The sequence below is a fragment of the Bradyrhizobium erythrophlei genome (assembly GCF_900129425.1).
GTDB lineage: Bacteria > Pseudomonadota > Alphaproteobacteria > Rhizobiales > Xanthobacteraceae > Bradyrhizobium > Bradyrhizobium erythrophlei_C.
Genome location: NZ_LT670817.1, coordinates 3,488,269 through 3,511,646 on the forward strand (window position 1 = coordinate 3,488,269; position 23,378 = coordinate 3,511,646).

Genomic DNA, 23,378 nt, shown 5'->3' on the forward strand with positions numbered 1-23,378 from the left:
TGGGGTTGGTTCAGGCGACGAGCGGGCTTTGGTCTTCGCCCTCGAACTCGAAGGAGGAGTCGTCGCTCTGGTCGATGTAGAAGCGCAGCTGTTCGAAGTTGATGCCGCCGGCTTCCAGCAGCTTCACGATCTTCCGGGGATGCCAGTAGACCAGGTCGTACGTGTCGCGCGGCTCGCGCTTGCTCTGCAGGAAGCTGAGCTGGCCGAGGCCGGTCTTCTTCGGCGCCGGAGGCATCAGCTTCGGATCGCGCTCGATGACGAACTTCGAGGCATCGATCTTGACCATGTGGTCACGCAGCTCGATCAGATGATCGACGTCGAGCTTCTCTTCCGGCTGGTGCTCGTGGTAGTAGCCGACCGAGATGTTCGAGCATTCCGGCACGATCTTCATGTATATCTTGGTGTCGGTCAGGACGCCGGTCGGATCAAGCTTGAAGCGCTCCGGGAGCTGGGCAGCCATGGAATTGCCGAACGCATCCGAGCAGCAGCGCGATCCCTGATGGGTGATGACCGAGCTTGTTCCCCTGCGATCGAAGGCGATGGCCGCCTTGATGTTGGCGAGGAAGTCCGGCTGCTTGGTTGCGATCCCGCGCGACCCGATGCAGCCGATCTCTTCGGCAGCATGGAACACGTAGAGACCCGGCACCTTGGCCTGGATCATTTCCATCATGATCCACACGCCGGCAGCGCAGTCAGCGCCAAGGCAGTTGGACCTGGACTTCGCCGGCAGGCGGATGAACTTGCCGTCGAACTCCACCTTCTGGTGGCCGTGCTTGGTGTGGACACTGTCGGTGTGCGACGACCACAGGATCGACGGGTTCTCGTCTCCGACGACAAGGATGTGGTTGCCGAACTTGTCCTTCTTGACCCCGAGTGGAGTGAGGAAGCGTTCGATGAACGCAGCCTCCGTCTTCGAGCCAGCCGGCCGCCGGAACGAGAGCATTGCAGAGATGGTAGCGATGTCAGACATTGTTGTGCTTTCTGTTAGGCGACACGGAGACGACGCACGGAGCCATCAACGCTCCGGACGTTCTCGTAGTGGGGCTCAGGGTCGATGGGGTTGAGCAGCATCTCGGGCTGCATCACCACCATGTCCCGTAGCGGGATGTTGTGGTTGTGCGTGGTGACGCTGACGTTGACGTTGACGGGCTGCTGCACCGGGATGCGTTCGTCGATCCAGGCTTGCTCAAACTCGCGAGCGCGAAGCTCCAAGTCGCGAGGACGGACCTGCATCATCATGCGAGCGAAGCTGTCGAACTCCTCACGCATGGCACGCTTATCGACCGCGCGTCCGTACCAGTCGTAGTCCTCATTTGCCTTCCGCCGCTCCTGCTGAGCCTTGTAGCTGCGGCTGACGCGCTTGCCCTCGTACTCGACCAGGTCCTTCTTGCGGACGTTAAGGCCGCTGCCCTCACAGACCGCGCCATTAGCGTCGAACCACTCCTGGCAAACGGAGTCGCCGTCGTGCAGACGGACGCGATGCTCCATCGTCCAGACTTCGCCAGTCTCTCGACAGTTGAACGCATAGGAGTCGACCGCTCGACGGCTCCAGCGTTCATTGGCGCCCTTGACGAACTGGAAGGTGTACTTCTCGTAGTACCCCAGCAACTTCGGACACCAGCTGTTGATGTGGGAATATCCCACCGTCGAGCCGCTGTAGGCGAAGTCAGGGTGGGTCTCCGAACTCCCGGCCGGCGTCTCTTCGACGCTGATCCAGACGTCACCGCCATCGACGACGAGACCGATGTCGTCGAAGTAGGGCAGCACGGTGTACCTGCCGTCGCTGTAGAGCACCTTCATCAGGCGAGCGCCGACCAAGTGTGCTCCGTTGCCGTCAGCGTCGTGACGTTCGCGCTCGGTGGTGTATCCCTCGTCTTCCAGCTGCTTCTGCATGCGCTGGACGTCGCCGTAGATGCGGCCATAGAGTTTCTTCTCCGGCCAGATCAGGCAGCGCGACTGGATGCGGCCCTTGTTGTTGACCGTGTAGGCCAGCACCAGATCTCCAGCGCCATAGACCGCAGTCGGCCAGCAGGGCAGCTTCTCGAACTCACAGGCGTGCGAGCCGTCCATGCAGGACGACGGTCCTTCCATGTAGACCTTCGTGATTTCCTCTGGCGTCCTGGCGTAGAGCAGCTCGCCGGACGGGTCGACCAGGGCGATCAGCTTGCGCCGCCGCGCATCGTCCATCTTCTCTTCGGTCTCATAGAACCGGCCGATGTAGCGGCCGGGCGTGAGAACCGTGACACGGTCGATGACGCCCAGCTCATCGTTTTCGGTGAAGCAGATCATGCCGGGACGCTTGACCGGATCGAGGTGAGCGAAGTGATCCTTGATCGGCGGAAGATCCCAGGCGGCGGGCAGCTTGATGAGTGTGCCATCGGTCAGTCTCGTGGCCTGACGCTCGCGCCAGTCACCGGCCTGACTCATGCGGCGAGGCTGAACCTTGTAGCCAAGCTGGTCGCTCAGCGTCTTGGCTACCTTCGCGGCCTCGCTACCCTTGTCGTAGGGGCCGTAATCTGGGATCGGCACGTCGACCATTTGGCCGGCATCGTCCGGCTGAAGACGCACTAGGAAGAAGGACATTCAGTTCTCCAGTTTTGCATCGATTAGCATTCAAGCAAACGCACAGACGCACGTGTGCTACGTGGCACATAGAAAGGGCCAGCGCGTGCCGGCCCTTCCTTATGTGTCTCGATTGAGGCATTTGCATTCAAGCAAACGAGCGGGCAAAGGTAAAGCCCGTTGGGTTAGGTCTATCGCGCGAATTGAAAAGTCGGAACCAGATGACGGTTCCGCAGCAATTGAGAACGATCATATGTACTCTCTCGTTGAAATGAAATGTCCCGCGGAGCGTTAGCTCACAATTGAGCCAGGTCTGTCGCGAGAGTTGAACATGCGGAGCCAGGTAATGACCCCGCAGCAGTTGAGAACAATCATTTCTGACGCCTTTATTTTTATTGTTGTTCCCCGCAGATCTGTGGGTGTGATGGTTCAAGGCAGCTCGTTCCTAGAGTTTTTGTAGCTATTGTCAGTCACCGACTGTGAGCTTCCAGACGGCTTAATTTTTCAGTCCTCCTTATCAACGTAATCGATGATGAACGATGCGAGCCCGTCAGCATGGGCCGCATCGCACACCTCGTAGATGTCCTTGTACCGGCCGTGCCAGCGTTTGCCTGGCCATTTGGCGCGGAGCGTATCGTCATTAAGCCTGGCGTAGAGCACAGGCTTCTCGACTTGATCTTCAGAGTCCTCGGACACGGTCGACCCCAAACATCCTGATCTGCTCGCGGAGCTGAGCCGCGACGATCATTTCTTCCATCGCTGTCGTTTCGTCGATCAGCGGGACCTCGTCAGTTCGACGGGGAAATTTGCGGGTTCGTGGTTGCCTGGTTAGATCCTTGGTGATGCGATCAGCGCGCCCAGAAGCGATCGCTGACCGGTGGTTTCGGTTGAATGTGCTTGGTGTACTTGCCCTTCGGAGTTTTCGGCGGACTCTGGTAGGGCCAGCCCAGCTCCTTACGCTTCATGGTGATCACCTTCCGAGCCCGGCCCGGAAGCAGCGGGACCAGCTCGGCAGATGACTTGTCCGTGTTGGTGCGCAGCACTTCCAGCTCGTTGTAGAGCCAGCACTTGCGCAACTTTGCCTTCAGCCGCTTGTGGTGGACGGCCTTCTCAGTCCGGCCAGGAAGCAGCGGCAGCAGCTTCTTGACCGATAGCGTCCGGTTGTTGCGCAGGACGTTCAGCTCGGCCTCGGTCCATCCGGGCCGCCAAGTGCGGTTTGCCGTGCTATCGTATTTCACGCGAATGCTCGCTTGCTGGTTACGACGAACAGCCGTTCGCTGCGCCGCATCCGGCCACGTCGCGACTTGGAGAATGGTTCGGGGTGACGCTTCCAGGTATGGCTCTCCAACAGGAAGCGGAATGCTGCGCCGATGGCGCGCTGGGCTGGCTTCGTCATGGGTGCCTCGTGAAGGAAAGGCCCGCCCTCCGTAGAGAGCGGGCCGTGGTTGTCAGTAGAAGCGGATGTTGCTGTTCAGCGCCCAATAGGGAGCGGTACCGTCATCCGCCTGCACGAGCAGGGCCTTCCAGGGCTTGGTCGTGCGGGTCTTCAGCACGTTGACCTGGCGCTCGCCGTAGTTCCGGCGGTAAGCGCGGACCTTGTCGCCGGGCTTCACGACCCGGCCGTTTACGGTGACCGCACCCTCCGGCAGTGCCTCGGCCACGGTCTCGGTGATCTCGTCTTCCTCTTCAGACTCGGAGACGTGGTCGATCACTTGCGCCTGAGCAGGGATCGTGATCGGGACGATCGCGTGGAAGTCATTGTCGTCGCCGTGCTGCTCGATGGCAGCGTCCTCGCTGGCGAATAGGTCATCGTAGACGCCGAAGTCGCGTCCCGACCTGTAGATCACCAGAAAGCGGGTCAGATCGCCGGTCTGGGCGTTCGCCACCCGCAGATCGCCGTCGAAGTCGTCGCCGTCCGTGTCGAACTGTGTGACAAGCTCGTCGCCGTCCGTGTTGGTCGAGACGACCACGACCGGATAGGCGTTCCCATCGAGCACGGCCAGGACGCGAGCGTTCGTGTGAACGACCGAGTCATCGTGCCGATCGAACACCTCGATCGCCTTGTTGAAGTCGACCGCGCCAACCGGATAGTTGGTCGCGGGAACGGCCGGGGGTTGCTCGATCGACAGCATCGTGTCAGCCGCGGCGACTGCCTCGGCCGAGGTCGCAACCTCGCCCTGAGTCGCCAGCATCTCAGCGGCACCGCCAAGATACGCGGATGCACCGGCTTCGATTACCACTCCGCCGGTCTGTCCCATCGTCGGATCCATGTAGTTCTCTCCTTTTGTGGTTGCGTGCCGAGTTAAATCCCACCCCCGTTGAGGGGCGGCGCGCGGGTTACAACGGGGGTGTTGGTTTGCTGTCCGTTTGCCTTCAAGCAAACGGCCAGACAGAATAAGGGCCGAAGGTTCCGTGGAAGGACACGTCGCAGAGCTTGCCTTCCTCGTCCTCGATCAGGTTCTCGTCTTCCGGATGGACGTCATAGTCCATCAGCTTCACGACCACGCCGCGAGGCACTCGCGAGATGGTCGCCATGCCGCTTCGAAGCAGCACGATCACCATGCTGTCGGGCGTCGGCGAGTTGATGATGTCCCAGGGCGATTCCTCGTCGTTGCCTCGGAACGACTTGGGATACCGGCCATCTTCCTCGCGATAGCCGAGACGCTCGATGCCATCGAACGAGACTGCGAAGAGCAGGGGACCGCAGTCCCCATTGTAGAACCCCTTGCCGATCAGGCGGACAGGGCGACCCTCGCGGGTCTGCATCGGCTTGCTGAAATCAAGCATCTTCGCGGACCTCAAGGTTGCGCAGACCGCAGACGCTCGGCCAATCGGGATCGCCGGTCTGCAGGAAGTTGTCGATCGCGGCCATCGCATAGGCCGGCGGGATCAGTTCGTAGGGGAAATCCCAGGCCTGGCCGTTATCGTCGTGAAGGTCGCACCGGTTGACGTCGGTGAAGGGAAAGAACAGCGGGTAGAGCGGCCGGCTGCGCTCCTGCTGGACGTAATGCGATGCCTTTGTGGAAGTCGTGGTGCGGTCGCGGGTCATGATCAGGAACATCCAGCCGCCGATGCAGCAGGTGGTGCCGCACTCATCCTGGTCGACGATGACGTTCATGTTGAAGCCGTTCTGCTGCTTCGGACTGTCGCCGTCGTCGAAGGCCAGCTTGTTGTTGGCGAACAGTTCTCGGACCTCGATCGCTGCGAGGTACTCACCCTCAGTGATGCCGAGGGCCTTGTGTGAAAGTCTGTCGGGCATGTGATGCTCTCCTTGGTCAAGGGAATAATTTGCATTTGCTCGAACTGCAAGACAAAATTTGCATTCAAGCAAAGATCGTGATATGTGCCTGCCCCCATGGGGAAATCTGAAATGGTGTGCGGCCTGCCCTGGCTTTCGTCGAAGCCGGAGAAGACCATCTTTGCCGAGCTGCAGTTCGACGCCGTCTATGCGGTCGGGCCGAGCGGCGGTCGCCCGCTGCGCCTGGCTTGCTCACATGAGCCGTTCAGACGGATCAAGGTGATCCAGCTTGGCTACTGGAACGAGTTGCAGCTCCACCACATCGTATGGACTGCCGGGGAACTCTTCGCCAACCGCATCTTCAGTGAGGTGGCTGGCTTCTTCGACAAGGCGAAGCGCAGGCTGACCGGCGACTGGTTCGACGTTACGCCGGATTTCGCGGTGCAAGCCATACGCCTCGCCTCGGACAAGAGCGGTGTCCCCATCCTCTCGCATGGTGAGATGCTGGAGAAGGTGAGGGCAGTCAGGAAGAAGAAGATCGAGGACGCGATCCGGGCTTCCTGATCGGAGCCGATATCTTGACCTCCGCTTTCGGCGCATAGGGGACATGGCCGGACTTGCTGCTGGCCCGACCCGGTCGCGAATGACCCAACCAGACATTCATGTGCTAACCGGCCGTCTAGTGGGCAGATGATCAGGACGATCGAGGTGGAAGTGGCAACAAGTCAGAGGCCGTATCCTGCCCGGTGCCAACATCGCTGTCTTTCAACCGGTTCGGATGTAGCTCGCCCGCAGCCTCAAGTGCGGGATATGCGACTGAGCAGATGTGCGAGTGGATACGTTTGAGATCGCGCAAAACATCGAGATGGAGGGAACTCGTCTCTATGCTTTCGGGCCGCGCGTCACGCAGCCGGGCCAAATGGCTTTCCGCGTAGCCGAGTTCGGCGACACGCAGCTGAGTCTTTTCCGCGATCAGCGAGCGAGCGATACGCACGTCCTCGTTGATGAAAACACTAAAGGCAAGTTTCAGGTTCTCAATAATGCGCTGGTGAAACATCGCGAGTTCCGTCGCTCCCTCCTTCGAGAACTCGTATTTGTGCTTGATCTTCTTGCTGGCCAACTCCATCAAATTCTTGTCGATGATGTCGCCTATATGTTCGAGGTTGATGGCGAAAGCGATTATCTCCATGGCGCGTTGGCCATCCCGATCATCAAGGCTTTCGCGAGTCACTTTGGTGACGTAGAGTTTTATCGCTTCGTCCAATCTATCGACGATGTTGTCCATGCGCGAGACTTCGGCCACGAGCTTGCGGTCGTTGCTCATCAGTGCCGTCATCGCCTGTCGCAGCATGCGCTCGACGACATCACCCATGTGCAGTGTCTCGCGGGCGGCGCAGGCTAGCGCCACGGACGGCATGTGGATCGCCGTCTCATCCAGGTAGAGGGGTGCGGATGGATCGGCCGCCTTTGGCGGGTCGGGCAGCAGCCGCGTCAACAGGGATGCAAGGCCGTCCAACAGGAAGACGAAGGCCAGCGCCAGGACCACGTTGAAGGCCATGTGGAAATCGGCGGCCATCCGGGCGCCATTGGGATCAAGTCGCGCAAAGAGGTCTGCGATCGGCTGAATGAAGGGCAAGACAAACGCGACGCCGGCAGCGCGATTGATCAGGTTCCCGATCGGCAGGCGACGGCTTGCCGGGTTAGCAGAACTGCCACCTTCCAGCAGTGGATTGATCGCGCTGCCAAGATTAGCGCCGAGGACGAGCGCGAGGGCCGCGACCGGACTCACGAACTGCGAATAGGCGAGCGACATGACGAGCAACACCACCGCAGCGCTGGAATGGGCCGCCCAGGTGAGCGCAGCGGCGATCAGGACGCACAAAACGGGCGCGCCTGTGATCGTGGCAAGAAGCGCTCGTACACCTGGAGCATTCTCGGCTGGGGCGAGCGTATCCAACAGAATATGGAGAGACAGCAGCATAAGGCCAAGGCCGATCGCCACGCGGCCTAGGTCGCGGGCCAGCCTGCGGCCGCCGAAGTTGAATGCCAACAGGCCCACCAAAAACAGGACGGGTGCGACCGCCGAGATGTCGAACGAGAGGGCTTGCACGATTAATGTTGTGCCGATGTTGGCGCCGAGCATGACGGCCAGAGCCGGGACAAGATCGATGAGGCCACGCGCAGCGAAGGACGTCATCAGCAGGCCGGTCGCCGTGCTGCTCTGTAGGAGCGCAGTAACGCCGATCCCGGCCAGCAGCGCCAGAAATCGGTTCCGCAGCGCCCTGCCCAGCACCTGCCGCAATTCGGAGCCGAACGCGCGCATGATCCCGCTACGGACCATGTGCAGGCCCCACAGGAGCAAGGCAACACCGCCCATCAAGTCAAGAAGAACAATGCTTCCCATTGAGCTGCACGCCTCGTGTCGATGCAGGTGCCGGCCCTTTGGTAAATAGCGCCGTTAGATGGTCAGTTCCAGTGCTGAATTTCGCGGTGGCCTGTTTTGAACTTGGGTTCGGAACCGTGCCGCTCTCGCTATTCGGCCAAGAGAATTTGTGCTAGATTTCCGATTGTGCGGCCCCTGGTCGCGCGTCCTACTATGACAAATGACTTAGCCCTGCCCGGCGCGATTATCCCCCGACACCGAGCGGGGCTTTTTATTGGCCGCCTCACTTGGCGGCCTCTTTCATTCGGTCTTCAGAAACGCCTTCATAGCGGTAATCCGCTTGATCTGTCCGCTTCCTCTTGGCGCGTCAGAATAAACGTTCCCCAAATGCGTTCCGGCTAGTATCAGACGAGCCGGATCAATACGTTTCGACCAGCTACGTTGAGCGGGGCGCCGGTTCACTCGCCTGACGAACGGCATTCTCAAAGAAGCTAGACAACCACGTCTCGGCGGTCCCGCTATACGTTGCCCACTACAACTTCTGCAGCGTTCATGAGGCCCAGTGGACGACGCCTGAGAGGGCGCTCAGTGTTGCCGCCCGCGCCTGGACAGTTGCGCAGCTTGTGGACGCGGCGCTTGCCGATGCGCCAGCGCTGCCAACTGAAACGCCGCCTGATCGCCGCCGCAAGTTCACGGTAATTCATGGAGGAAAGCTCTAAAAAACACAACCGCAGAGAAAGTGCCGGAGAGGCCCTATTGTGGTGTGGGTTCGCAATCCGCCGACGTCATTAAATTCCGTTTTAGAAGCACTTCGGTTGTGATGCTCGTTTCGGACTTGGCGTTTGGGTCGCCCTTTAATATATCCCGGATGCACATGCATTAGGTGACCAATGGTGAAAGAATCCAAATTCTTCCGGAAGCAGGCCGACAAGGCCGAGCGCATGGCGCGGGCTGTCTCAGACGCCGAAATTGCCGAACGCTTCCTAAACATGGCGAGGGCTTATCGCGGTCAGGCGGATGTGCTGAAGGCTAAGAAAAAAGTCCGGCAAAAAGCTATGATGCTGACAGCAAGCGTCCGCCAGTCAGATAAGGCCCATTTATGGCCTCAAGGAGAAAGTACAAATGACCCTGTCTTGGGGCGGGGCGTTACAGCAATGGCAAAGTCATCAAAGCTTGTTGCGACAAAGCGCGGGCGGGTCTTGTTGGTGAGAAGAAGGCGGGACCGGTTATGGATGTTCCCGGGCGGGCGCAGGCGCGGGCGAGAAACGGAAAAAGATTGCCTGCGCAGGGAAATCCGGGAGGAGCTTCCAAAGCTCAAACTGGGGCGGTTGAAGCTCTGGAAAGAGGTCAAGTCCAAGAACCCCAGATCAGGACGGAAGATGAACGATGCTATATTCATCGCTAATAAAGCCTCCGGTCATCTCGCGATCGGTGACAAGAAGGAAATAGACAAGGCGACGTGGCGCAAACCGCGGGGCATCCGGTTAACACCGACCTCTCGTTACATCCGCGACAAGCTGTTCCCCAAGCGAGGCTAACTATTTTCGGGTTTGGCCCATCACGTCATTTCGCTGCGCTGCGGAATTGATCGCTATCGGGGCATAGCGGATGATCAGTGTCCATGTCAGGCGGCCTTATCGTTGTCGTTGTTGGGCTTGCGGAGCCCATCGAGGCGGACCGCGAGAACGTGGATGTTGAGCGTCACCTGCTCCTTGCAGGTGAAGCCGGCCCGGTCCCGGTGGGTGTGCTTAAAGCTGATCTGATCGACCACCACCGTCGTGAACGGCAGGCGGTGGCGAGGCGGAACGCCAATGGCGAACATGTTCTTCTCCAGGTTATCTGCCCAGCATGTGCAGCAGGGTCAGGGCAAATGGGATGGTTGCGAGCAAGAGGACGCCGCATGCCCTCTGGCTGATCATGCGAACCCGACCGTCTGACCACCGCGGATTAGGACGGCGACGAAGCCGAAGTCCCAGGAGCGATCATCATTGCGCTTGCGGCTTGGCTTCACGCGGAAGCCATCAGCTCGCTTCTCGATGATGGCTTTGTTTCCGGCCTTCTCGGCCGCACTCGGAGACACGTAGAGGCGATCGGCATCCATGGCCGTTCTCCAGATCAGGAATGTTTGAGGGGGTGGTTCAGTTTGGGCGGGCGATCCCTTGAGCCCTTTTGCGAGCCCGTCGTTCACGCCTGCTCTTGTTCAGCTTTTCGCCGTACAGCTCGCGCTTCCGTTACGCATTGTACGTCTTCAGGTCGGTGGTGTAGACGATCACCGAAGGGTGCGGCATCACACCGGCTCTTCGTCTTTGGTGTCCACCATGATCGTGAAGCGCTGCGAGACGATCCCGGACTTCTGGACTGCCTCAAAGCTGTTGGTCTTCGCGTTATCGATGGTGAAGGCCTTCTCCGTGAGGGCTTGCGCCAGCAGCTGGGCTAGGTCGCGGGTGGAGTAGAGTCGCATTGAGCCTCCTCAAGACGGGCGTGGTGATCGTTGATGCGGGTCAGCGCCAGGTCGAGCTGGTTCATTAGCTTCCTGGCCTGGATAGGATACATGATCCCGCTGAAGCGGGTGCCACCGCCTGGACCGTAGATCGTGACGGACACGCAATCGTTCTCGCCATCATCCACGCTCCAGGGCGAGCAGAAGCCGGTCACTACTTCACGCATTGGTCGTCCCCAGATTGAATTTCGCCAGCCAGCGGGGGCCTAGATCATTGCGGAGCCGATGCAGCTCCGGGTGCTCTCGGCCTTGCTGATCGACCCAAATCCTTGCGTTCATCCAATAGTCCAACGCCAGCTTGTCCTTCCACGTTCGGCCGAAGTGCTGAGCGAAGGCCTTCAGTCCTTCGATCTCCTCGTTGGTAAGGTCACGCTGCTTCATTTGACTTGCTCACTTTCATGCGTTCCATGTCAGCCTTCCTGTTCGATCAGGGTGGTATTGAACTCGGCATCGTGGCTGCCTTCGACCTCGGACCAGTCGTCGATCAGCATCTCAAGTAGCCGGGCGAGAGCAGGGGGTACCGCTGCAAAGCAGGGGTAGGAGTTCTCGGATTGAGCGCCTGCCAGCCGCAATAGCCAGGCATTGAGCCGGACCCGGGCTGCGGTGACGATGCCTTCCTCGCTCATTTCCTCGTCAGACGGATGCTCGTCGATCCATTCGATCAGGTCCGACAGCTCTTCATCGCTGTGGACTACAAGCAACCACGCCTTGTTCTCTAAGCCTTTCAGGCGTTCGATTTCGGCGAGCGCGGCGGCTTCCGACTTGGACGGATCGTCGTCAGGCGTGTATTCTCCCCTGGCTTCTGCGATCAGGCAGCCGATCTCATCGAAATGGGGAATGAGGTAGCGGGCTTCCTTCTCGGAATCCATGATCGTGTGGATGCTATCCAGCATCGACACCAGCTTGTCGCAGACGGCGTCGCGCTTCTGCAGGCGCCATATCTCGCTGCACGCCAGATCTGCCTGATGTTCCGTATTATCCCGGTGTTCTTCCGGAACGGTGATGCCGAGCGCATTGAGAATGTTGTCGGTGAAGTCGACACAGGAATAGGTCATCACGTCCTCCGGTAGGGTTGATCCAGCCATAACCCGAGCGGGAAAAAATGCCGGACGACAAAGCAATGCTTCTCCCGCTTCCCGACGAAGCCTTCGCCAGGAAACAGCGTGTTGTCGTACCACTCGCGATCAGTGCGATGGGTGGGAGCGTAGTGGCGCGTCCCCGTGCCGCCCTGGTCACAAGGACGAAGCCTTGCCCAGGACGGCACATGTTCCATGGTGAAGCGGTGCGGGTACTGCGCCTTCGCTTGCTCGAAGGAGATGATGCGCATCAGTAGCCTCGATTCCACACATCGACGGGGGTCAGGTCGTACTTCTCGCCGAGCCACTTCACGAAATCGGCCGGCGTTTCACCCAGCTCGAAGGACTGACGCATCCGCTCACCGCCATCGTCGGTGACCAGACCCTCATAGGCCCACTGCTTTCGGGCCTCGCCCTTGCAATCGTCCTCGAAGCGCATCCAGGCGAACTGCTGCGCTACCAGCTGGGCGGCGCTGTGCGCGTCAATCAGCCCACCGCCGGTGTAGATGTAATCGCAGCGATACATCGATGCCTTGCCCTCTTTGCACACTGCATGCTTGAGCATGGCCGGGATCACTTCCCAGTCGTATGACCAGTAACTGAAGAAGTCTTCGTCACGCTTCGTCAGGATGTCGTAGATCTCCAGGCACCATCGGCCGAGGACGATCGATTGCGACCGCATCTCGCCGGAACCGCAGGTCTCGCGCATGTCGATCCATTCGAGCCGGATCGCCGCATGGGAGTGCGGGACAGCGTTCTTCCGCATCTTCTTGACGTCCTTCTCGGTGCCGAGTGTCCACTCATTGAGACATTCCCAGACGCAGAGCGCCGCCTCGACTTCGAGCGCGGTGTATTCCTTCTTAGCCGTGGTCTTGGCCATTGTTGTCTTCCTGCTTGGTGTTGCGACGAAACCGGCGGCGCATCATCGCGCTGACGCGGCTTTTGGCGCGCTTCGAGCGGTTGTTGCTGTAGGTTTCGGAGGGATATTCATCGTGGCCGGGACAGCAGCCATATTGCTTGCGGTCTCGACCGTAACCCTCTCAGTGTCCGCATGTGCGGCGTCCCGAATGACGCAAGGCAGGCGCTACACTGAGAGGGGTGATTTGTTGGTGGGCGAGGCGTGCTTCACCGGCTTTCGCCTCCACCGTGTCTCGCTGTCGCTACCACCATCGCGACCTCATCCGAGGTCCGGGCCTGTTTTCACCGGGAGCGCCCGGCTTCACTTCATAGGGGCGGCACCCCTACTAGCCCGGCGCGACCCGGGCTCGTCTCGCAAATGGCCCTAGCAGATTGTTCGTGCGCTGCTGGCCGCACTCTGCGTCCGGTCGCTCGCGGTTTCACCGGTCAGTCGAATTGGATGGCCGGATAGCGCCGGCCTCGCCACCGCGTTTGTGTCGCGGCAACTATGAGCTTCCGGATTTCTCCCCGGTCGCAAACTTCCCTACGTCATGTCATGGTGGCCATCATCGCCAGGCGTGGACCAACACCTATGTGGCTAGGCCGGTTTGAGGTGCAGAGCAGGTAACACTGCTCGCGTGGTCCTGCGGGTTTCCCCAGCCTTTGAGTGCAGACCGCTTCTACTGCACTCCGGGGCCTCGTTACGCCGCCTCCTTGTTCTTGGAGGCGAGCGCGGCACGGCGTCGCAGCATTCGCACCTGAGTGCGACTGCCGTCGAGACGTGTTACTCTTTGCCAGTCGTCCTCAAGCCTTGATGAGGATCGAATGGACCGGCGGGATTTGATAGCGGGTACTGCGGCACTGCTTGTTTCGCCACGGCGTTCGTGGGCACAGGGGCCGCCTCGCCGGGTTGGCTATCTTGATACCGCGCCCCTGTACTTGCCAAACTACAAGGTGTGGCAGGACAGTATGCGCAATCATGGCTGGATCGAAGGGAAGAACCTGATCGTTGATTACCGGTCAGCCGAGGGGCACGCCGAGCGCGTAGTGCCTTTAGCGAACGAGCTTGTCGCGCTCAAGCCCGACGTGCTCGTTGGCCCGAGCTCGCAGGAAGCCCTAGCCCTGAAATCGGCAACTGCCAGCATTCCGATTGTTTTCTTTGCTGTGGGCCACCCCGTGCGGCATGGCCTCGTCCAAAGCCTGCCGCGTCCCGGCGGCAACGTAACGGGTCTGTCAACCATCGTACCGGGAAATTTCGTCAGCAAATGGATACAAATCCTGCGGGAGACGGTTCCTGCCGCCTCAAAAATTGCGGTCGTGGTCAACCCGCACAATGCAGATCACAGGTTGGACGTAACCGAGGAGTTGCCCGAAATTGCCCGGAAGCTGGGCGTGACTTTCCAAGTACTGGAGGCGACCACGGTGGAGGAACTCGACATTGCCTTTGCCTCGGCCGCAGCCCAGCACGCCGATGCAATTCTTCCTATTGGCGATGCATTGACCGTTAATCACGTCACACGAGTTACCGCGCTGGCGGCGGAGCATCGTCTGCCCGCGGTCTACGGCTTCCGACTGTTCACCACCAATGGCGGTTTGGTTTCATACGGTGCCGATATAACCGATCTGCTCCGCCGTGCAGGCGACTACGTCGATAAAATTCTCAAAGGCACCAAGCCTGCCGATCTGCCAGTCGAGCAGCCGACCAAGTTCGATCTGGTGATCAACCTCAAGGCCGCAAAGGCGCTTGGCCTCGAAATACCTGCCTCATTGCTCGCCCGCGCCGACGAGGTGATCGAATAAGGTGGCCTACTTCCGCTGTTGGCACTTTTCCGACATGCCGGAGCGGTCTGACTATGTCCGTTCCTCGGGGCAGACCGGAAGTGGCCGAACCACGGTCGAAAACGACGCGATTGACCCCAAAGCGGGGCTTCGCCATTCGCGTTAATTTACGCGGCGCGTTCCTTGTCTGACTGTTCCTCGACGGTGGTCGCGGTTTCTTCCAACCCCTTTTCGTAATTGCCCGCGAACCTCTCGATACTGTCGGCCCACATCCTCAGCATTGAGACTTGAAAGTGCATAATTGGCTTCAAGGCATTCATGCCGATTGCTGTCGCTGCGGTGATGCGCTCTTGGGGGTCGCGCGCGAAACGGTTTGCGTTGTCTGCCATGCTGTTTGCTCCCTCGCTCTGGTGTTACGGCCTAAAGCTAAGTGCCGGGTTGTACACTGCGTGAATCTAGACACCGGGCCAAAGCTTGATCTGCCGCGAGTCTCGCACCTCGGTCGTCATGCAATTCGTCCAGTTTTTTCAAATAATGGAGCACCAGCGGGTCAGGTGCAGCGTTTATGAAGCACGAGTGGCTTCGCTCGCCGCAGCCTGATGGGTCCCAAAACAGGGTGGGGTCTTTTGGAAGGCCAGGGGTCATTTCTTTCGCCGCGTCCGGAATTGGTGTCCTGATCATCACGAACGTTTCAAGTCGCGTGATGACAATCGTCAGAGTCACGTCACATTCATGTGGTGGTCATAAGAGGTTCGGCTGGGCAGACGTTGGTGAAAATCAATGTATTCGGACAGTCAATTTGTAGCATTGGAAATAATGTGCCGTGAGCGGGCTACGCTCACCAAAAAGGAAATGGAACACTGGCAGGCAGAAACGGAATACTGGCTGGCGGAAGCAGAGGAATGGAGGCGATTCCGGGAATCAAAAGAAGTTCAGTGTCTAGAGGCGTAGGCTGCGGCCAGTCACGCGGCCCGGCAAGATGGTAATTTGTCGGCGCGAAGCGCTCGCTACTCACGGCCGGCGCCGCGCTCCCCAATTGGTCGTAACCAGGAGCGCGCGGTACGCCGGGTCTGTGGCGTACTGGATAGCAAGATGCTTCCCGTGAAATCACTTTCCGTTCCCGGAACGTCCTTTGGCCTCCGCCGACGGTCAGTTTTGGTTCGCTACGGAAAGAAATGATCCAGACGATGCCCGCGGCGCTCATGGCGAGGACAATGTAACCCCGCTGCCTGCACAAACCAAAATTGCCGGTCTCTCGTCATCCCGTAAAGGCCGGCACATTCAGTTTGGCGTGCCGCTCGGCGAGGTCGATGTCGTTGAACTGGTTAACACCGGAGCGGGACTGGATGACGATATTCTTCATGGGACACTCGTTTGCAGGCTGTTTGCACGAAGGCGAAAGATAATGCAAGAGCAAACTTTCGCCGCAAATCTGTGAGAGAAAAGGGGCTTCCGGAAATTCCGGGGAAAATCCCAAATAAATCCGTTTGGGCCCCGAATTTCTCCCGCTCAGGCCTATTTTCCGAAGGCCGTCCGCAGGACCTCGAAGGCCTCCCGAACGAGGGCCGAGGGGATACCACAGGACCCCAAGATCATAGCCGCGCCGGCAAGGGCGTGAGACTGATCAGGGGTAGGGGACGGGATCATTGAGCACTCGCGATAGAGTGCGTTGAGCAGTTCGAGCATCCGTTCCTCCGTTGCGTTGATTGCGAAGAAACCTCTTGAAAATCAGCACAAGTGAACGGGCCGCGGAATCGCGGGCCGCCGGACAAGCACACTCTCAAGAGGGAGAAGACAGGTAAGGCTAAGGAAGAGCTGAACTGGCCGGTGAACTGGTCACAGGGGTCAGCTACGCTTGCCTTGAGCTGGTAGTTTTCACGCAGACACAGCTGGAATTGCCTCGAAAACGCAGGCAACACCGGATATGTCGTCGTTCGCTTCTTTCGTCTCCCTTAAAAGACAAATTGCGATTTTCACTCGCCAGAGCACGAATTTGCACCCCAAAACCACTAAATCTAGTGCAAATCAGGTGCAAATCGGTACTCAGGTATGCAAATCGACGGGTTTGTATCGCCCGTCGATCTACATTTTGTGTTCAGTATTTCAGCGGCGTGTTCTGCTCGATCAGATCGTTGACCAGGAGCACGCAGTTGAAGCCGGTGGCATCCTTCTCAAGGGCTTCGGCCCACATCGATTTGAACAGAGCGATGTCGTGGGCATCGAGAGGCTTGCGAATGAGCCGGCGAATGTCCCGGAGCTTGCGCCGGGCGGTGTTGAAGCTGGGATGCATCACCAGATCCATGGGTGACCTCCACAGACATAGCCGGCGATGGCGCAGGCCAGCACGAAGCAGGCCTCGATTGACAGTCTCATGGCTTCCTCGTGGTCAGTCCGAAGCCACCGATGGCGATGCGCTTGGAGTAGGAGTTGATCTGGATGGCGCCGCGGGCACGACCGGAGGAGTCCTCGATCGTGAAGGTCTGGCGCCTGCGGTAGTCGGGGATCTCGCAGTCCCGATCGGTGCGTTCGGGAGCCTTGCGCTTGGCCGGACGTTCGAACCTGACCCGCGATTGAGGGGCAGGGGAGTAGATCGACTTGGGCTCGCGATGACGCCCGATCGGATCCGGGTGGAAGTTGAGACTGTCCAGCTCCAGGTCACGCTTGAACGCCGCGTAATCGTCGGATGACTGCTGATCCGGCGTAATGGTCTCGACGTGGGTATGCGCCCTGCGGACTTTCTGCTGACGTGCCAGCTCATGGGCACGCAGAATGGCTGCGACCTTGCTCATCGCGATATCTCCAATGGTGGGTTGGTTTCAGGCCGCGTTGCGGACAGGGACGAGCATGGAATCGAGGACGTCTTCCCAATCCCAGCCATCGTCGAGCAGCTGATCCACGAAGGCGCACACTTCGATGTCGGTCATGCCGCCGGCATTGCCGTGGATGGCCAAGAGATCGTCGTTGGTGGCCTCGTCCGGCAGGTGTTCGATCATGTCCCGCAGGTTGTCGCAGATGTTGCGTTCCACGGGGGACAGGCGCAGGCCTGCGTCTTCCTCGATCCATCCGGTGTCCCAGAAGGGGCGCATGGCCGGCATGGTGATCGGGTTCATGTTGATGGGCACGCCAGCACGACGGGCACGCGCGCCCATCTCCTCGACTTCGAGGTGGGTAAGCATCGATCGCTCCAGAAATAGGGGGTGGGGGTGGCTGGCCAGAGGCCGAAAATTGCCAAAATGAAAGAGGCAGGCGTGTTCTGAAATCGGCGCAAAATATCCCCCGCCCAGTGAAGGGCGAGGGTCGAGCGTGGGTGAGGATCGCCAGCGGTAGAGCCGCCGCTACCGCGCGGGGTAGGAGGGGCTTACGCCGCCTCCGCCATTTCCTCCGCCGGAGCAGACTCCGCCCCTAGCATGTCATCGACTTGCGCCGCCGTGCTGGCCTTCTCATGCATCAAGCCTTGCAGCCGGGCGATTAGCTTAATCAAATCGGTATCGGCGAGCTTTTCAGCGCGGGCAAAAATCGCCTCGATTTCGTCTTTCTGCTTTGGCGCTTTGGCCGGTTCCGATAGGGCGCTGCAAAGCTTCGCAAAGCTTGCGCCGTATGTTTCCCGGATAAAGGCCTTGAACGCCTCCGCCAAAGCGTCACCGCCCGCACCGGCCGTTTTCTTGGCCAACAAATCGCGGATGATATCGGCATGATTGACGCACACGTCTTTCATGAGGCGGAATGACCACGTTTTGAGCTTTGCCAGCCCTTCCACGAGTCGCGCGCCCTTTTCCTTTTTGTCGATGTAGTCAGAAACGGCCGACTCGCGTTCCTTGCCACGCTTGGCAAGCGCTTGGTTCAAGATATCGTCCGAGTCGCGCCACACGACTCCGCCCCGGTTAGCGTATCGTTTGAGGAAGGCGCGGAATGTGGCCTTGTTGGCCTTGTCCGTAATATCTTCCGAGCCTTCCGCACGTTCCACTTGACGGGCTGCCATCACAAGGCCAAGCGCTACCGTTGCGGTAAACGCGGCCGAGTCATCGTCCTTGACCGCCTTGATTGCTTCCGCAATGGCGATTTCGCCAAGCGTCTTATTGGGAACCGTATTCGACATTTGCATTTTACCTTTCGTCGTTTTTCCGTAGGGGCGGAGAAAATTCCGGTTTTAGACATGGCTCTCCCGTTCTCTGAAACCGCTTGGTTTCTGAGTTCCACGCGACAAGAGTCGCCTCATGAGAGTCCGGGAAATGTCTAGTCCGAAAACGCTCCGTTTGCTTTCACACAAATCACCCTAAAGGACCGCGAACCGGAATGCAAACGGAAAAATGCAAATCGGTATTAGACTTTGGTCTAACGGAAAATCCGAAAAGGGTTTCCCGTGGTCCTTTTCGGAATACCAGAATTTTTTATGGGAACAGGGGGTATGGGTGGGGCGTCCCCCTCATACTTCGAATCACCAAAAGGCCATTTACCACCCGCCTCAAGCAACCCAGCCAAATGCCTGATCTGGCTGGCAGAAACGGGGCTGGCGTAGCCCGGCGGCCCGCGCCTGGACCAAACCTGCCTGGCCGCATGACGGCCCTCTTGGGCTTCCCTGGCCGTCCGTGAACACGCCACCCCAGATAAAAAAGAACCCCCTTTTCGGGGGGCCAAGTCGACGAAAGTTGCCTGTGAAAGCGGAGCCCAATTAGCACAGTCCGCCCGAAAATGCAAATAGTTGGGCAAAAAAGAACCCCCCTGATTGGGGGTCCAAGTCTAAGCAAGGTTCAGTCGGTTGACCAACGGATGCGCCTGGAATGCGGTGTCTGCTTTCGCCAACTGCGGACGTGCCGTCGCACACGTCCGGGGGAGCTATGTGCCAGAAGCTGACATCACTTGATCAGCTCGTCGGGGCGAATGAGCAACGACGGCGGCATGGCGAGACCGAGCGCCTTGGCCGTCCTCATGTTGATGATAAGTACGAACTTGATTGGCCTCTGTGACGGACTCTCTACCCATTCTTGGAGGAATTTGCGGGGCTCAACCATTAGCGCCAACCCGTTGTTGCTCACCGCATTGTTCGTCTTCAGTTGAAAGAACCCAAAGCGTTCGGATAGGGCTTAAAATATTGTGAGTGCCAAGACTGGATTACTCCCATCATAGCGAAGTTCTCCGCCACCAAGATTTCTTCCGTCTCGACTGAACCAGACTCGCTGTCCAAAACCGCCAGCTTGCGAAAACGCTGTCAGTATTCCGCCACCAAAAGTGCACATTGCAAGAACTGGTGATGTACCATCATAGGCCAGTTCCCCACCACCAAGATTTCTTCCGTCTCGACTGAACCAGACTCGCTGTCCAAAACCGCCAGCTTGCGAAAACGCTGTCAGTATTCCGCCGCCATAACCGCACATCACATGAACCGGAGATGTTCCTTCGTAGCGAAGTTCCCCGCCACCAAGATTTCTTCCGTCTCGACTGAACCAGACCCGGTGCCCAGCACCACCAGCTTGCGAAAACGCCGTTAGCATTCCGCCATCATAAGCGCACATGGCTTGAACCGGAGATGTTCCTTCGTAGCGAAGTTCCCCGCCACCAAGATTTCTTCCGTCTCGACTAAACCAGACCCGGTGTCCAGCACCGCCAGCTTGCGAAAACGCCGTTAGCACTCCGCCATCGTAAGCAACCATTGCTCGCACAGGAGAGGTGCCATTGTAGCGCATCTCTCCAATTCCGAGACCTTCTCCATCTGGGCTGAAGTGAATGGCGTGACCATAACCACCGGTATTCGAAAACGCTGTCAAAACTCCGTTGGCGTATGGTAGCATTGCTGCTACGGGAGAACTACCCTTGTACAGAGGCCGACCGGACCCGAGCATCAATCCATCTTGACTCCAGTGCACTACATTGGAGAATCCTGTAAGTACGCTACCTCGCGTTACTGGTGAATAAAGCCGGCTAATCGCTGTAATGTCATCGGTAGTCAACGCACGCGAACCCACGTCCTCGTCGTATGTTGCAAACATTACTGAACCCTGGACCGCGGAATGAGCCAAGCCTAAGGCGTGCCCGATTTCGTGCGTTGCGATGCTCTGAATATCAATCTGGTTAACTGCGATATTCAGCGCCCAAGGTTCTTCATTATCGAAATGTACATCACCCGCAAATGCTCCAGGTGGCGGGTAAAACGCATGAGCGAGCACAGGGCCCTGTGGTCCATCAAATGGTGATCCATCACCGTGGTCGCGAACTACAAACCTAACATTTATGTCGTGAGGTTGGGTATCAGCAACTTCGCGGAAAGTAAGGGGGGCACCACGGCGGCGGCCCAAGCCCCGAACGCTGCCACAAGCGCAGCTCGCGCTTGCGCGTCGGTGATCGCTCCACCAGGGAACTGGCTAATAGCGAATGTTAGGTTGGTTCTTTCCCATCTAGGCCCGGCCAGTACGTACCTAGAATGGAAGTCGGGATCGGGCACTCCACATCGCGGCATATTTAAGAGCGCGGCGGTCCCAGCATCGGTTTCGCCTGTTTCCGCGAGACGGTGGCGCTTCTGAAATTTGCGGAGAGCGCGCTCCGTCTCGTCAGAGAAGTCGTTAGTTACCACTGCAGTGCTTGAATGCAGATCGACTCCGTCAGGACTTGTCGGTGAAGCGTATCCAAACCTGGAGAGGTATCGGTTCAATAGCTCAACGTCTGCGCTTTTATCGCCCTTGCGTAAACCTACCGGGATTAGCTCTCGTGCCATGGTACTGCTCCGCTACTCATGATGCGAGACGGACGTAAGGGTATTGCGGCGGGTGCCAGCTAAGCGCTCTCGACGGACGGTCGTTAATTGTTTTTCTGGAGAGAAGGTGCCTGATCTGCAAAACGTTGGGAGCGCTCTTTGGCGGAACAATGCGTGGCGCCCACCGGGGTTTGGATTGCAACGCATCATTGTTGATGACGCAGCCAAACTTCGGATCGGGAGCTGGAAGCTGCCGCCTATTGTCGCGGTGGCGCTGGGTAATCCCAAAACGCCTGTGACCTGATGAGCTGAGGCCGAGAGACAACCTAGTGTGAAGAAAAGCTGCTGTGGCCGCAAGTACGTTCGGTTTCACTCGACCCTCCGCTTGCCATAGCGATGGGTATCGGCCGTGAGTAGAACTTTCCTTTGACCTAGATCAAGGGTGATAGCAAATGCATCGTCTCCGGGATGCCCGCTAATGGGTCAAACCCGGACTTCCGCCTTTGGGGGCCGCACGTCCGCTTCCGCCGAGTGCAGACATTGGTCCGCGAGGGCAGTCCGTTGGTCAAGCTGCGCAATTCTGCTTAGGGAGGAAAAGGTGACGGCCCGGCCATGGCCTGGGGGCTGGTCGGCTTCACCAAGCCGTCCCTTGTCGAGCGGCGCCACATGGCCACCGCCCTGTCGACACCCGCCATTCGCTTTTGTTTCCGTGTAATCCAGGACAAATTTGCCGCAAAAGAGGTGCAAAGCGTATGCCAATGGGCCCCTGCGAATTGCGTATGGCCGGCGAGCGCTTCGCGCTTATCTAATCAAGGGGCGGCGGCGTTGACCCGGCATCACGATGAGGGCGTCAATGACCTGTCCCCGCTGCGAGGTAGAGACGAAACCTGTCGAGCGACTGAGCGACGGCAGGCTGGTCTACCGCTGCCGACTCTGCCGCCACCTGGTCTGGAAGATCAGAACTGATCCAGGACGCGACTATAGGCAGGGTGCGAGCGGTTCTTGACCTTCACCCAGTCGCATGTGCGGGGCCGGTATAGCCGCTCGCGGCGCTTGGAGACCAAACCCTCGAGACCCATACGGCAGGCCGCCTCGAACAGCTCAGGCCCGATCTCGCCCTGCTCGAAGGGTGCAACGAAGATGCCATCAGGCCGGCCGCGCAGGAGCTGCTCCAGGTTCGTCTTGCGCAGGTGCAGCGGCAGACCCCGCAGGTCGTCGCCGTTATACGCCAGCAGGTCGAATGAGTATAACTGGACCTCGTGGTCGTGCTTGCGGCTGTGGAGTGCGTTGAAGTCCGAGATCCCGTCGACGCCGAGCACGACGGCTTCGCCGTCGATGATGAACTGGCTCTTGCGGATCTTCAGCGCCGTCTCGACGATCCAGGGATAGCGCTTGGTGAGATCGTTACCGCCCTTCGAGAGCAGCCGGACCTTGCTGCCGTCGCGCTCCAGGCGCAACCGGTAGCCGTCGTATTTCACCTCGTGGATCCAGTCTGGGCCGGCCGGAACAGCCTTCTTGACCGTGGGGATGCAAAACTCAATGTGCTTGGTCATGTCCGGTATTTATGCAGAGTCCGGCAGCGATCAATGCCGCTTCTTGGCGTCCGTCATGCGCGCCAACTCTTTCTCGACTTCCTCGATGTCATGCTCCACATCGATGACCGGATCGAAGTCTCGTACCTCCTCAACCTTAAAATCCGGAGGCATGTCCGGTACCTTCTCCGCATCGTTATTGCATGCCGGGCAGGGCTCGCCCGGTGCTCCACAGGTGCAGGCGCGGTCGCCAAATTCCCAGGGAAGATCGGGATGGGCCTCACAGACCCAGCGAGCGCCGTCGCACCGCAGGCAGAACTTCATCGTTCCAGGCCGAGGAGCGGCAGCGGGAGTTGCACGCCGATCTTGCGCCCGAGATGGCTCTCGATGAAGTCCTGGATCGTCTCGGAAATCTCCAGACCCTCGCCGCCGACCCGTCGCTCCAGCTCGCGGGCGACATCCTCTGAGGCGTCCCGCGACCATCCTTCAGCCGCATTGAATGCAACCACCCGCAGCGGCTGCTCATACTGGCCCGTGAGCAGGTCGGTGATCAGCGTCGAATAGTCGATGCCCTCGTCGGTCTCGCGAAAGGCCGCGCCGCTCCTGAAGTCCTCAAGGACCAGGTAGAAGTCCTTGTCGAGCCGGTCGTTCGGGATGATTGAGGGGTACGCCATACGCGGAACTCCACTGCCCGAGTCCAAGATAGGCAAGCGTCGGCTTAAATGC

General features: G+C 58.9%; 30 protein-coding genes and 1 pseudogene. 3 read left to right on the plus strand and 28 right to left on the minus strand.

Annotated elements, in window-relative coordinates; all coding sequences use genetic code 11:
- Positions 1-10: 10 nt before the first annotated feature.
- The 8 genes from B5527_RS16545 to B5527_RS16575 form a co-directional block, all read right to left on the minus strand.
- Positions 11-970 (minus strand): M28 family peptidase, encoded by a 960-nt coding sequence (locus B5527_RS16545; protein WP_154072291.1) that lies wholly within the window; start codon positions 968-970, stop codon positions 11-13.
- A gap of 14 nt (positions 971-984) precedes the next feature.
- The gene (locus B5527_RS16550; protein ID WP_079602468.1) at positions 985-2,583 is read right to left on the minus strand and encodes a hypothetical protein; all 1,599 of its coding nucleotides are present in this window, start codon (positions 2,581-2,583) and stop codon (positions 985-987) included.
- Positions 2,584-3,066: 483 nt separating this feature from the next.
- Positions 3,067-3,258 carry a hypothetical protein gene (locus B5527_RS16555; RefSeq protein ID WP_154072292.1) on the minus strand — a complete coding sequence of 64 codons (192 nt, stop codon included), beginning with the start codon at positions 3,256-3,258 and terminating at the stop codon, positions 3,067-3,069.
- A gap of 152 nt (positions 3,259-3,410) precedes the next feature.
- On the minus strand, positions 3,411-3,800 hold the full coding sequence (locus tag B5527_RS16560; protein WP_079602470.1) for a hypothetical protein: 390 nt from the start codon (positions 3,798-3,800) through the stop codon (positions 3,411-3,413).
- Positions 3,797-3,958 (minus strand): hypothetical protein, encoded by a 162-nt coding sequence (locus B5527_RS44000; RefSeq protein ID WP_154072293.1) that lies wholly within the window; start codon positions 3,956-3,958, stop codon positions 3,797-3,799. The genes B5527_RS16560 and B5527_RS44000 overlap by 4 nt, the downstream gene beginning before the upstream one ends.
- 52 nt (positions 3,959-4,010) lie before the next feature.
- Positions 4,011-4,832, minus strand: coding sequence for a hypothetical protein (locus B5527_RS16565; RefSeq protein WP_079602471.1), 822 nt, complete (start codon positions 4,830-4,832; stop codon positions 4,011-4,013).
- 103 nt (positions 4,833-4,935) lie between these two features.
- Positions 4,936-5,349, minus strand: coding sequence for a hypothetical protein (locus B5527_RS16570; RefSeq protein WP_154072294.1), 414 nt, complete (start codon positions 5,347-5,349; stop codon positions 4,936-4,938).
- Positions 5,342-5,821, minus strand: a complete 480-nt coding sequence (locus B5527_RS16575) for a hypothetical protein (RefSeq protein WP_079602473.1) — start codon at positions 5,819-5,821, stop codon at positions 5,342-5,344. Before B5527_RS16575 ends, B5527_RS16570 begins: the two co-directional genes overlap by 8 nt.
- 111 nt (positions 5,822-5,932) lie before the next feature.
- On the opposite strand from B5527_RS16575, the gene B5527_RS16580 reads away from it, so the two are divergent.
- The gene (locus B5527_RS16580) at positions 5,933-6,364 is read left to right on the plus strand and encodes a hypothetical protein (RefSeq protein ID WP_079602474.1); all 432 of its coding nucleotides are present in this window, start codon (positions 5,933-5,935) and stop codon (positions 6,362-6,364) included.
- A 130-nt stretch (positions 6,365-6,494) separates the two neighbouring features.
- On the opposite strand, the gene B5527_RS16585 is transcribed toward B5527_RS16580, so the two are convergent.
- Positions 6,495-8,204, minus strand: a complete 1,710-nt coding sequence (locus B5527_RS16585; protein WP_079602475.1) for a Na/Pi cotransporter family protein — start codon at positions 8,202-8,204, stop codon at positions 6,495-6,497.
- Between the two features lie 1,133 nt (positions 8,205-9,337).
- Between B5527_RS16585 and B5527_RS16595 the strand changes: the two genes are divergently transcribed.
- Complete coding sequence (locus B5527_RS16595; RefSeq protein ID WP_079607329.1) at positions 9,338-9,721, plus strand: NUDIX hydrolase; 384 nt, start codon at positions 9,338-9,340, stop codon at positions 9,719-9,721.
- Between the two features lie 86 nt (positions 9,722-9,807).
- Here the strand turns inward: B5527_RS16595 and B5527_RS16600 are convergent, their stop codons facing one another.
- The 8 genes from B5527_RS16600 to B5527_RS16630 form a co-directional block, all read right to left on the minus strand.
- The gene (locus tag B5527_RS16600; RefSeq protein ID WP_079602476.1) at positions 9,808-10,005 is read right to left on the minus strand and encodes a hypothetical protein; all 198 of its coding nucleotides are present in this window, start codon (positions 10,003-10,005) and stop codon (positions 9,808-9,810) included.
- A 93-nt stretch (positions 10,006-10,098) separates the two neighbouring features.
- Positions 10,099-10,284: a hypothetical protein gene (locus B5527_RS16605; protein WP_079602477.1), complete on the minus strand. Its 186-nt coding sequence runs from the start codon at positions 10,282-10,284 to the stop codon at positions 10,099-10,101.
- 186 nt (positions 10,285-10,470) lie between these two features.
- The gene (locus tag B5527_RS44005) at positions 10,471-10,644 is read right to left on the minus strand and encodes a hypothetical protein (protein ID WP_154072295.1); all 174 of its coding nucleotides are present in this window, start codon (positions 10,642-10,644) and stop codon (positions 10,471-10,473) included.
- Positions 10,617-10,850: a hypothetical protein gene (locus B5527_RS16610; protein WP_079602478.1), complete on the minus strand. Its 234-nt coding sequence runs from the start codon at positions 10,848-10,850 to the stop codon at positions 10,617-10,619. Before B5527_RS16610 ends, B5527_RS44005 begins: the two co-directional genes overlap by 28 nt.
- Positions 10,843-11,064, minus strand: coding sequence for a hypothetical protein (locus B5527_RS16615; RefSeq protein ID WP_079602479.1), 222 nt, complete (start codon positions 11,062-11,064; stop codon positions 10,843-10,845). The genes B5527_RS16610 and B5527_RS16615 overlap by 8 nt, the downstream gene beginning before the upstream one ends.
- A 29-nt stretch (positions 11,065-11,093) precedes the next feature.
- A complete protein-coding gene (locus B5527_RS16620) occupies positions 11,094-11,738 on the minus strand; it encodes a hypothetical protein (RefSeq protein WP_079602480.1) in 645 nt (214 codons plus the stop codon).
- The gene (locus tag B5527_RS16625) at positions 11,738-12,010 is read right to left on the minus strand and encodes a hypothetical protein (RefSeq protein ID WP_079602481.1); all 273 of its coding nucleotides are present in this window, start codon (positions 12,008-12,010) and stop codon (positions 11,738-11,740) included. The genes B5527_RS16620 and B5527_RS16625 overlap by 1 nt, the downstream gene beginning before the upstream one ends.
- The gene (locus B5527_RS16630; protein WP_079602482.1) at positions 12,010-12,639 is read right to left on the minus strand and encodes a hypothetical protein; all 630 of its coding nucleotides are present in this window, start codon (positions 12,637-12,639) and stop codon (positions 12,010-12,012) included. The genes B5527_RS16625 and B5527_RS16630 overlap by 1 nt, the downstream gene beginning before the upstream one ends.
- An 842-nt stretch (positions 12,640-13,481) precedes the next feature.
- Here B5527_RS16630 and B5527_RS16635 point away from each other — a divergent pair.
- Positions 13,482-14,456 carry an ABC transporter substrate-binding protein gene (locus B5527_RS16635; protein ID WP_079602483.1) on the plus strand — a complete coding sequence of 325 codons (975 nt, stop codon included), beginning with the start codon at positions 13,482-13,484 and terminating at the stop codon, positions 14,454-14,456.
- A 146-nt stretch (positions 14,457-14,602) separates the two neighbouring features.
- On the opposite strand, the gene B5527_RS16640 is transcribed toward B5527_RS16635, so the two are convergent.
- The 11 genes and pseudogenes from B5527_RS16640 to B5527_RS16695 all read right to left on the minus strand — a co-directional run bounded on the left by B5527_RS16640 (position 14,603) and on the right by B5527_RS16695 (position 23,326).
- Positions 14,603-14,824: a hypothetical protein gene (locus B5527_RS16640; RefSeq protein ID WP_079602484.1), complete on the minus strand. Its 222-nt coding sequence runs from the start codon at positions 14,822-14,824 to the stop codon at positions 14,603-14,605.
- Positions 14,825-16,530: 1,706 nt separating this feature from the next.
- Positions 16,531-16,737, minus strand: a complete 207-nt coding sequence (locus B5527_RS16650) for a hypothetical protein (RefSeq protein ID WP_079602486.1) — start codon at positions 16,735-16,737, stop codon at positions 16,531-16,533.
- Between the two features lie 67 nt (positions 16,738-16,804).
- Complete coding sequence (locus tag B5527_RS16655) at positions 16,805-17,224, minus strand: hypothetical protein (protein ID WP_079602487.1); 420 nt, start codon at positions 17,222-17,224, stop codon at positions 16,805-16,807.
- A 27-nt stretch (positions 17,225-17,251) separates the two neighbouring features.
- Positions 17,252-17,611 carry a hypothetical protein gene (locus B5527_RS16660; RefSeq protein WP_079602488.1) on the minus strand — a complete coding sequence of 120 codons (360 nt, stop codon included), beginning with the start codon at positions 17,609-17,611 and terminating at the stop codon, positions 17,252-17,254.
- 182 nt (positions 17,612-17,793) lie between these two features.
- Entirely contained in the window at positions 17,794-18,537 is a 744-nt protein-coding gene (locus B5527_RS16665; protein WP_079602489.1) for a hypothetical protein, read from the minus strand.
- Positions 18,538-19,516: 979 nt separating this feature from the next.
- Entirely contained in the window at positions 19,517-20,725 is a 1,209-nt protein-coding gene (locus B5527_RS16670; protein ID WP_079602490.1) for a matrixin family metalloprotease, read from the minus strand.
- Positions 20,659-21,141, minus strand: a complete 483-nt coding sequence (locus tag B5527_RS47630; protein ID WP_079602491.1) for a peptidoglycan-binding domain-containing protein — start codon at positions 21,139-21,141, stop codon at positions 20,659-20,661. Before B5527_RS47630 ends, B5527_RS16670 begins: the two co-directional genes overlap by 67 nt.
- Before the next feature lie 112 nt (positions 21,142-21,253).
- Positions 21,254-21,477: pseudogene (locus B5527_RS46320) on the minus strand (hypothetical protein); the annotation flags it as partial.
- A gap of 599 nt (positions 21,478-22,076) precedes the next feature.
- On the minus strand, positions 22,077-22,673 hold the full coding sequence (locus tag B5527_RS16685) for a DNA ligase (protein WP_079602492.1): 597 nt from the start codon (positions 22,671-22,673) through the stop codon (positions 22,077-22,079).
- 30 nt (positions 22,674-22,703) lie between these two features.
- The gene (locus B5527_RS16690) at positions 22,704-22,976 is read right to left on the minus strand and encodes a hypothetical protein (RefSeq protein WP_079602493.1); all 273 of its coding nucleotides are present in this window, start codon (positions 22,974-22,976) and stop codon (positions 22,704-22,706) included.
- On the minus strand, positions 22,973-23,326 hold the full coding sequence (locus tag B5527_RS16695) for a hypothetical protein (protein ID WP_079602494.1): 354 nt from the start codon (positions 23,324-23,326) through the stop codon (positions 22,973-22,975). Before B5527_RS16695 ends, B5527_RS16690 begins: the two co-directional genes overlap by 4 nt.
- Positions 23,327-23,378 lie beyond the last annotated feature (52 nt).

Coding starts and splice junctions, on each gene's coding strand:
- B5527_RS47630 (WP_079602491.1), bottom strand. CDS start 21,141: ATGGCACGAGAGCTAATCCCGGTAGGTTTACGCAAGGGCGATAAAAGC.
- B5527_RS16630 (WP_079602482.1), bottom strand. CDS start 12,639: ATGGCCAAGACCACGGCTAAGAAGGAATACACCGCGCTCGAAGTCGAG.
- B5527_RS16585 (WP_079602475.1), bottom strand. CDS start 8,204: ATGGGAAGCATTGTTCTTCTTGACTTGATGGGCGGTGTTGCCTTGCTC.
- B5527_RS16570 (WP_154072294.1), bottom strand. CDS start 5,349: ATGCTTGATTTCAGCAAGCCGATGCAGACCCGCGAGGGTCGCCCTGTC.
- B5527_RS16625 (WP_079602481.1), bottom strand. CDS start 12,010: ATGCGCATCATCTCCTTCGAGCAAGCGAAGGCGCAGTACCCGCACCGC.
- B5527_RS16575 (WP_079602473.1), bottom strand. CDS start 5,821: ATGCCCGACAGACTTTCACACAAGGCCCTCGGCATCACTGAGGGTGAG.
- B5527_RS16615 (WP_079602479.1), bottom strand. CDS start 11,064: ATGAAGCAGCGTGACCTTACCAACGAGGAGATCGAAGGACTGAAGGCC.
- B5527_RS16565 (WP_079602471.1), bottom strand. CDS start 4,832: ATGGATCCGACGATGGGACAGACCGGCGGAGTGGTAATCGAAGCCGGT.
- B5527_RS16610 (WP_079602478.1), bottom strand. CDS start 10,850: ATGCGTGAAGTAGTGACCGGCTTCTGCTCGCCCTGGAGCGTGGATGAT.
- B5527_RS16685 (WP_079602492.1), bottom strand. CDS start 22,673: ATGACCAAGCACATTGAGTTTTGCATCCCCACGGTCAAGAAGGCTGTT.
- B5527_RS16580 (WP_079602474.1), top strand. CDS start 5,933: ATGGTGTGCGGCCTGCCCTGGCTTTCGTCGAAGCCGGAGAAGACCATC.
- B5527_RS44000 (WP_154072293.1), bottom strand. CDS start 3,958: ATGACGAAGCCAGCCCAGCGCGCCATCGGCGCAGCATTCCGCTTCCTG.
- B5527_RS16620 (WP_079602480.1), bottom strand. CDS start 11,738: ATGACCTATTCCTGTGTCGACTTCACCGACAACATTCTCAATGCGCTC.
- B5527_RS16650 (WP_079602486.1), bottom strand. CDS start 16,737: ATGGATCTGGTGATGCATCCCAGCTTCAACACCGCCCGGCGCAAGCTC.
- B5527_RS16605 (WP_079602477.1), bottom strand. CDS start 10,284: ATGGATGCCGATCGCCTCTACGTGTCTCCGAGTGCGGCCGAGAAGGCC.
- B5527_RS16655 (WP_079602487.1), bottom strand. CDS start 17,224: ATGAGCAAGGTCGCAGCCATTCTGCGTGCCCATGAGCTGGCACGTCAG.
- B5527_RS16550 (WP_079602468.1), bottom strand. CDS start 2,583: ATGTCCTTCTTCCTAGTGCGTCTTCAGCCGGACGATGCCGGCCAAATG.
- B5527_RS16545 (WP_154072291.1), bottom strand. CDS start 970: ATGTCTGACATCGCTACCATCTCTGCAATGCTCTCGTTCCGGCGGCCG.
- B5527_RS16640 (WP_079602484.1), bottom strand. CDS start 14,824: ATGGCAGACAACGCAAACCGTTTCGCGCGCGACCCCCAAGAGCGCATC.
- B5527_RS16690 (WP_079602493.1), bottom strand. CDS start 22,976: ATGAAGTTCTGCCTGCGGTGCGACGGCGCTCGCTGGGTCTGTGAGGCC.
- B5527_RS16665 (WP_079602489.1), bottom strand. CDS start 18,537: ATGCAAATGTCGAATACGGTTCCCAATAAGACGCTTGGCGAAATCGCC.
- B5527_RS16595 (WP_079607329.1), top strand. CDS start 9,338: ATGGCAAAGTCATCAAAGCTTGTTGCGACAAAGCGCGGGCGGGTCTTG.
- B5527_RS44005 (WP_154072295.1), bottom strand. CDS start 10,644: ATGCGACTCTACTCCACCCGCGACCTAGCCCAGCTGCTGGCGCAAGCC.
- B5527_RS16695 (WP_079602494.1), bottom strand. CDS start 23,326: ATGGCGTACCCCTCAATCATCCCGAACGACCGGCTCGACAAGGACTTC.
- B5527_RS16600 (WP_079602476.1), bottom strand. CDS start 10,005: ATGTTCGCCATTGGCGTTCCGCCTCGCCACCGCCTGCCGTTCACGACG.
- B5527_RS16660 (WP_079602488.1), bottom strand. CDS start 17,611: ATGCTTACCCACCTCGAAGTCGAGGAGATGGGCGCGCGTGCCCGTCGT.
- B5527_RS16635 (WP_079602483.1), top strand. CDS start 13,482: ATGGACCGGCGGGATTTGATAGCGGGTACTGCGGCACTGCTTGTTTCG.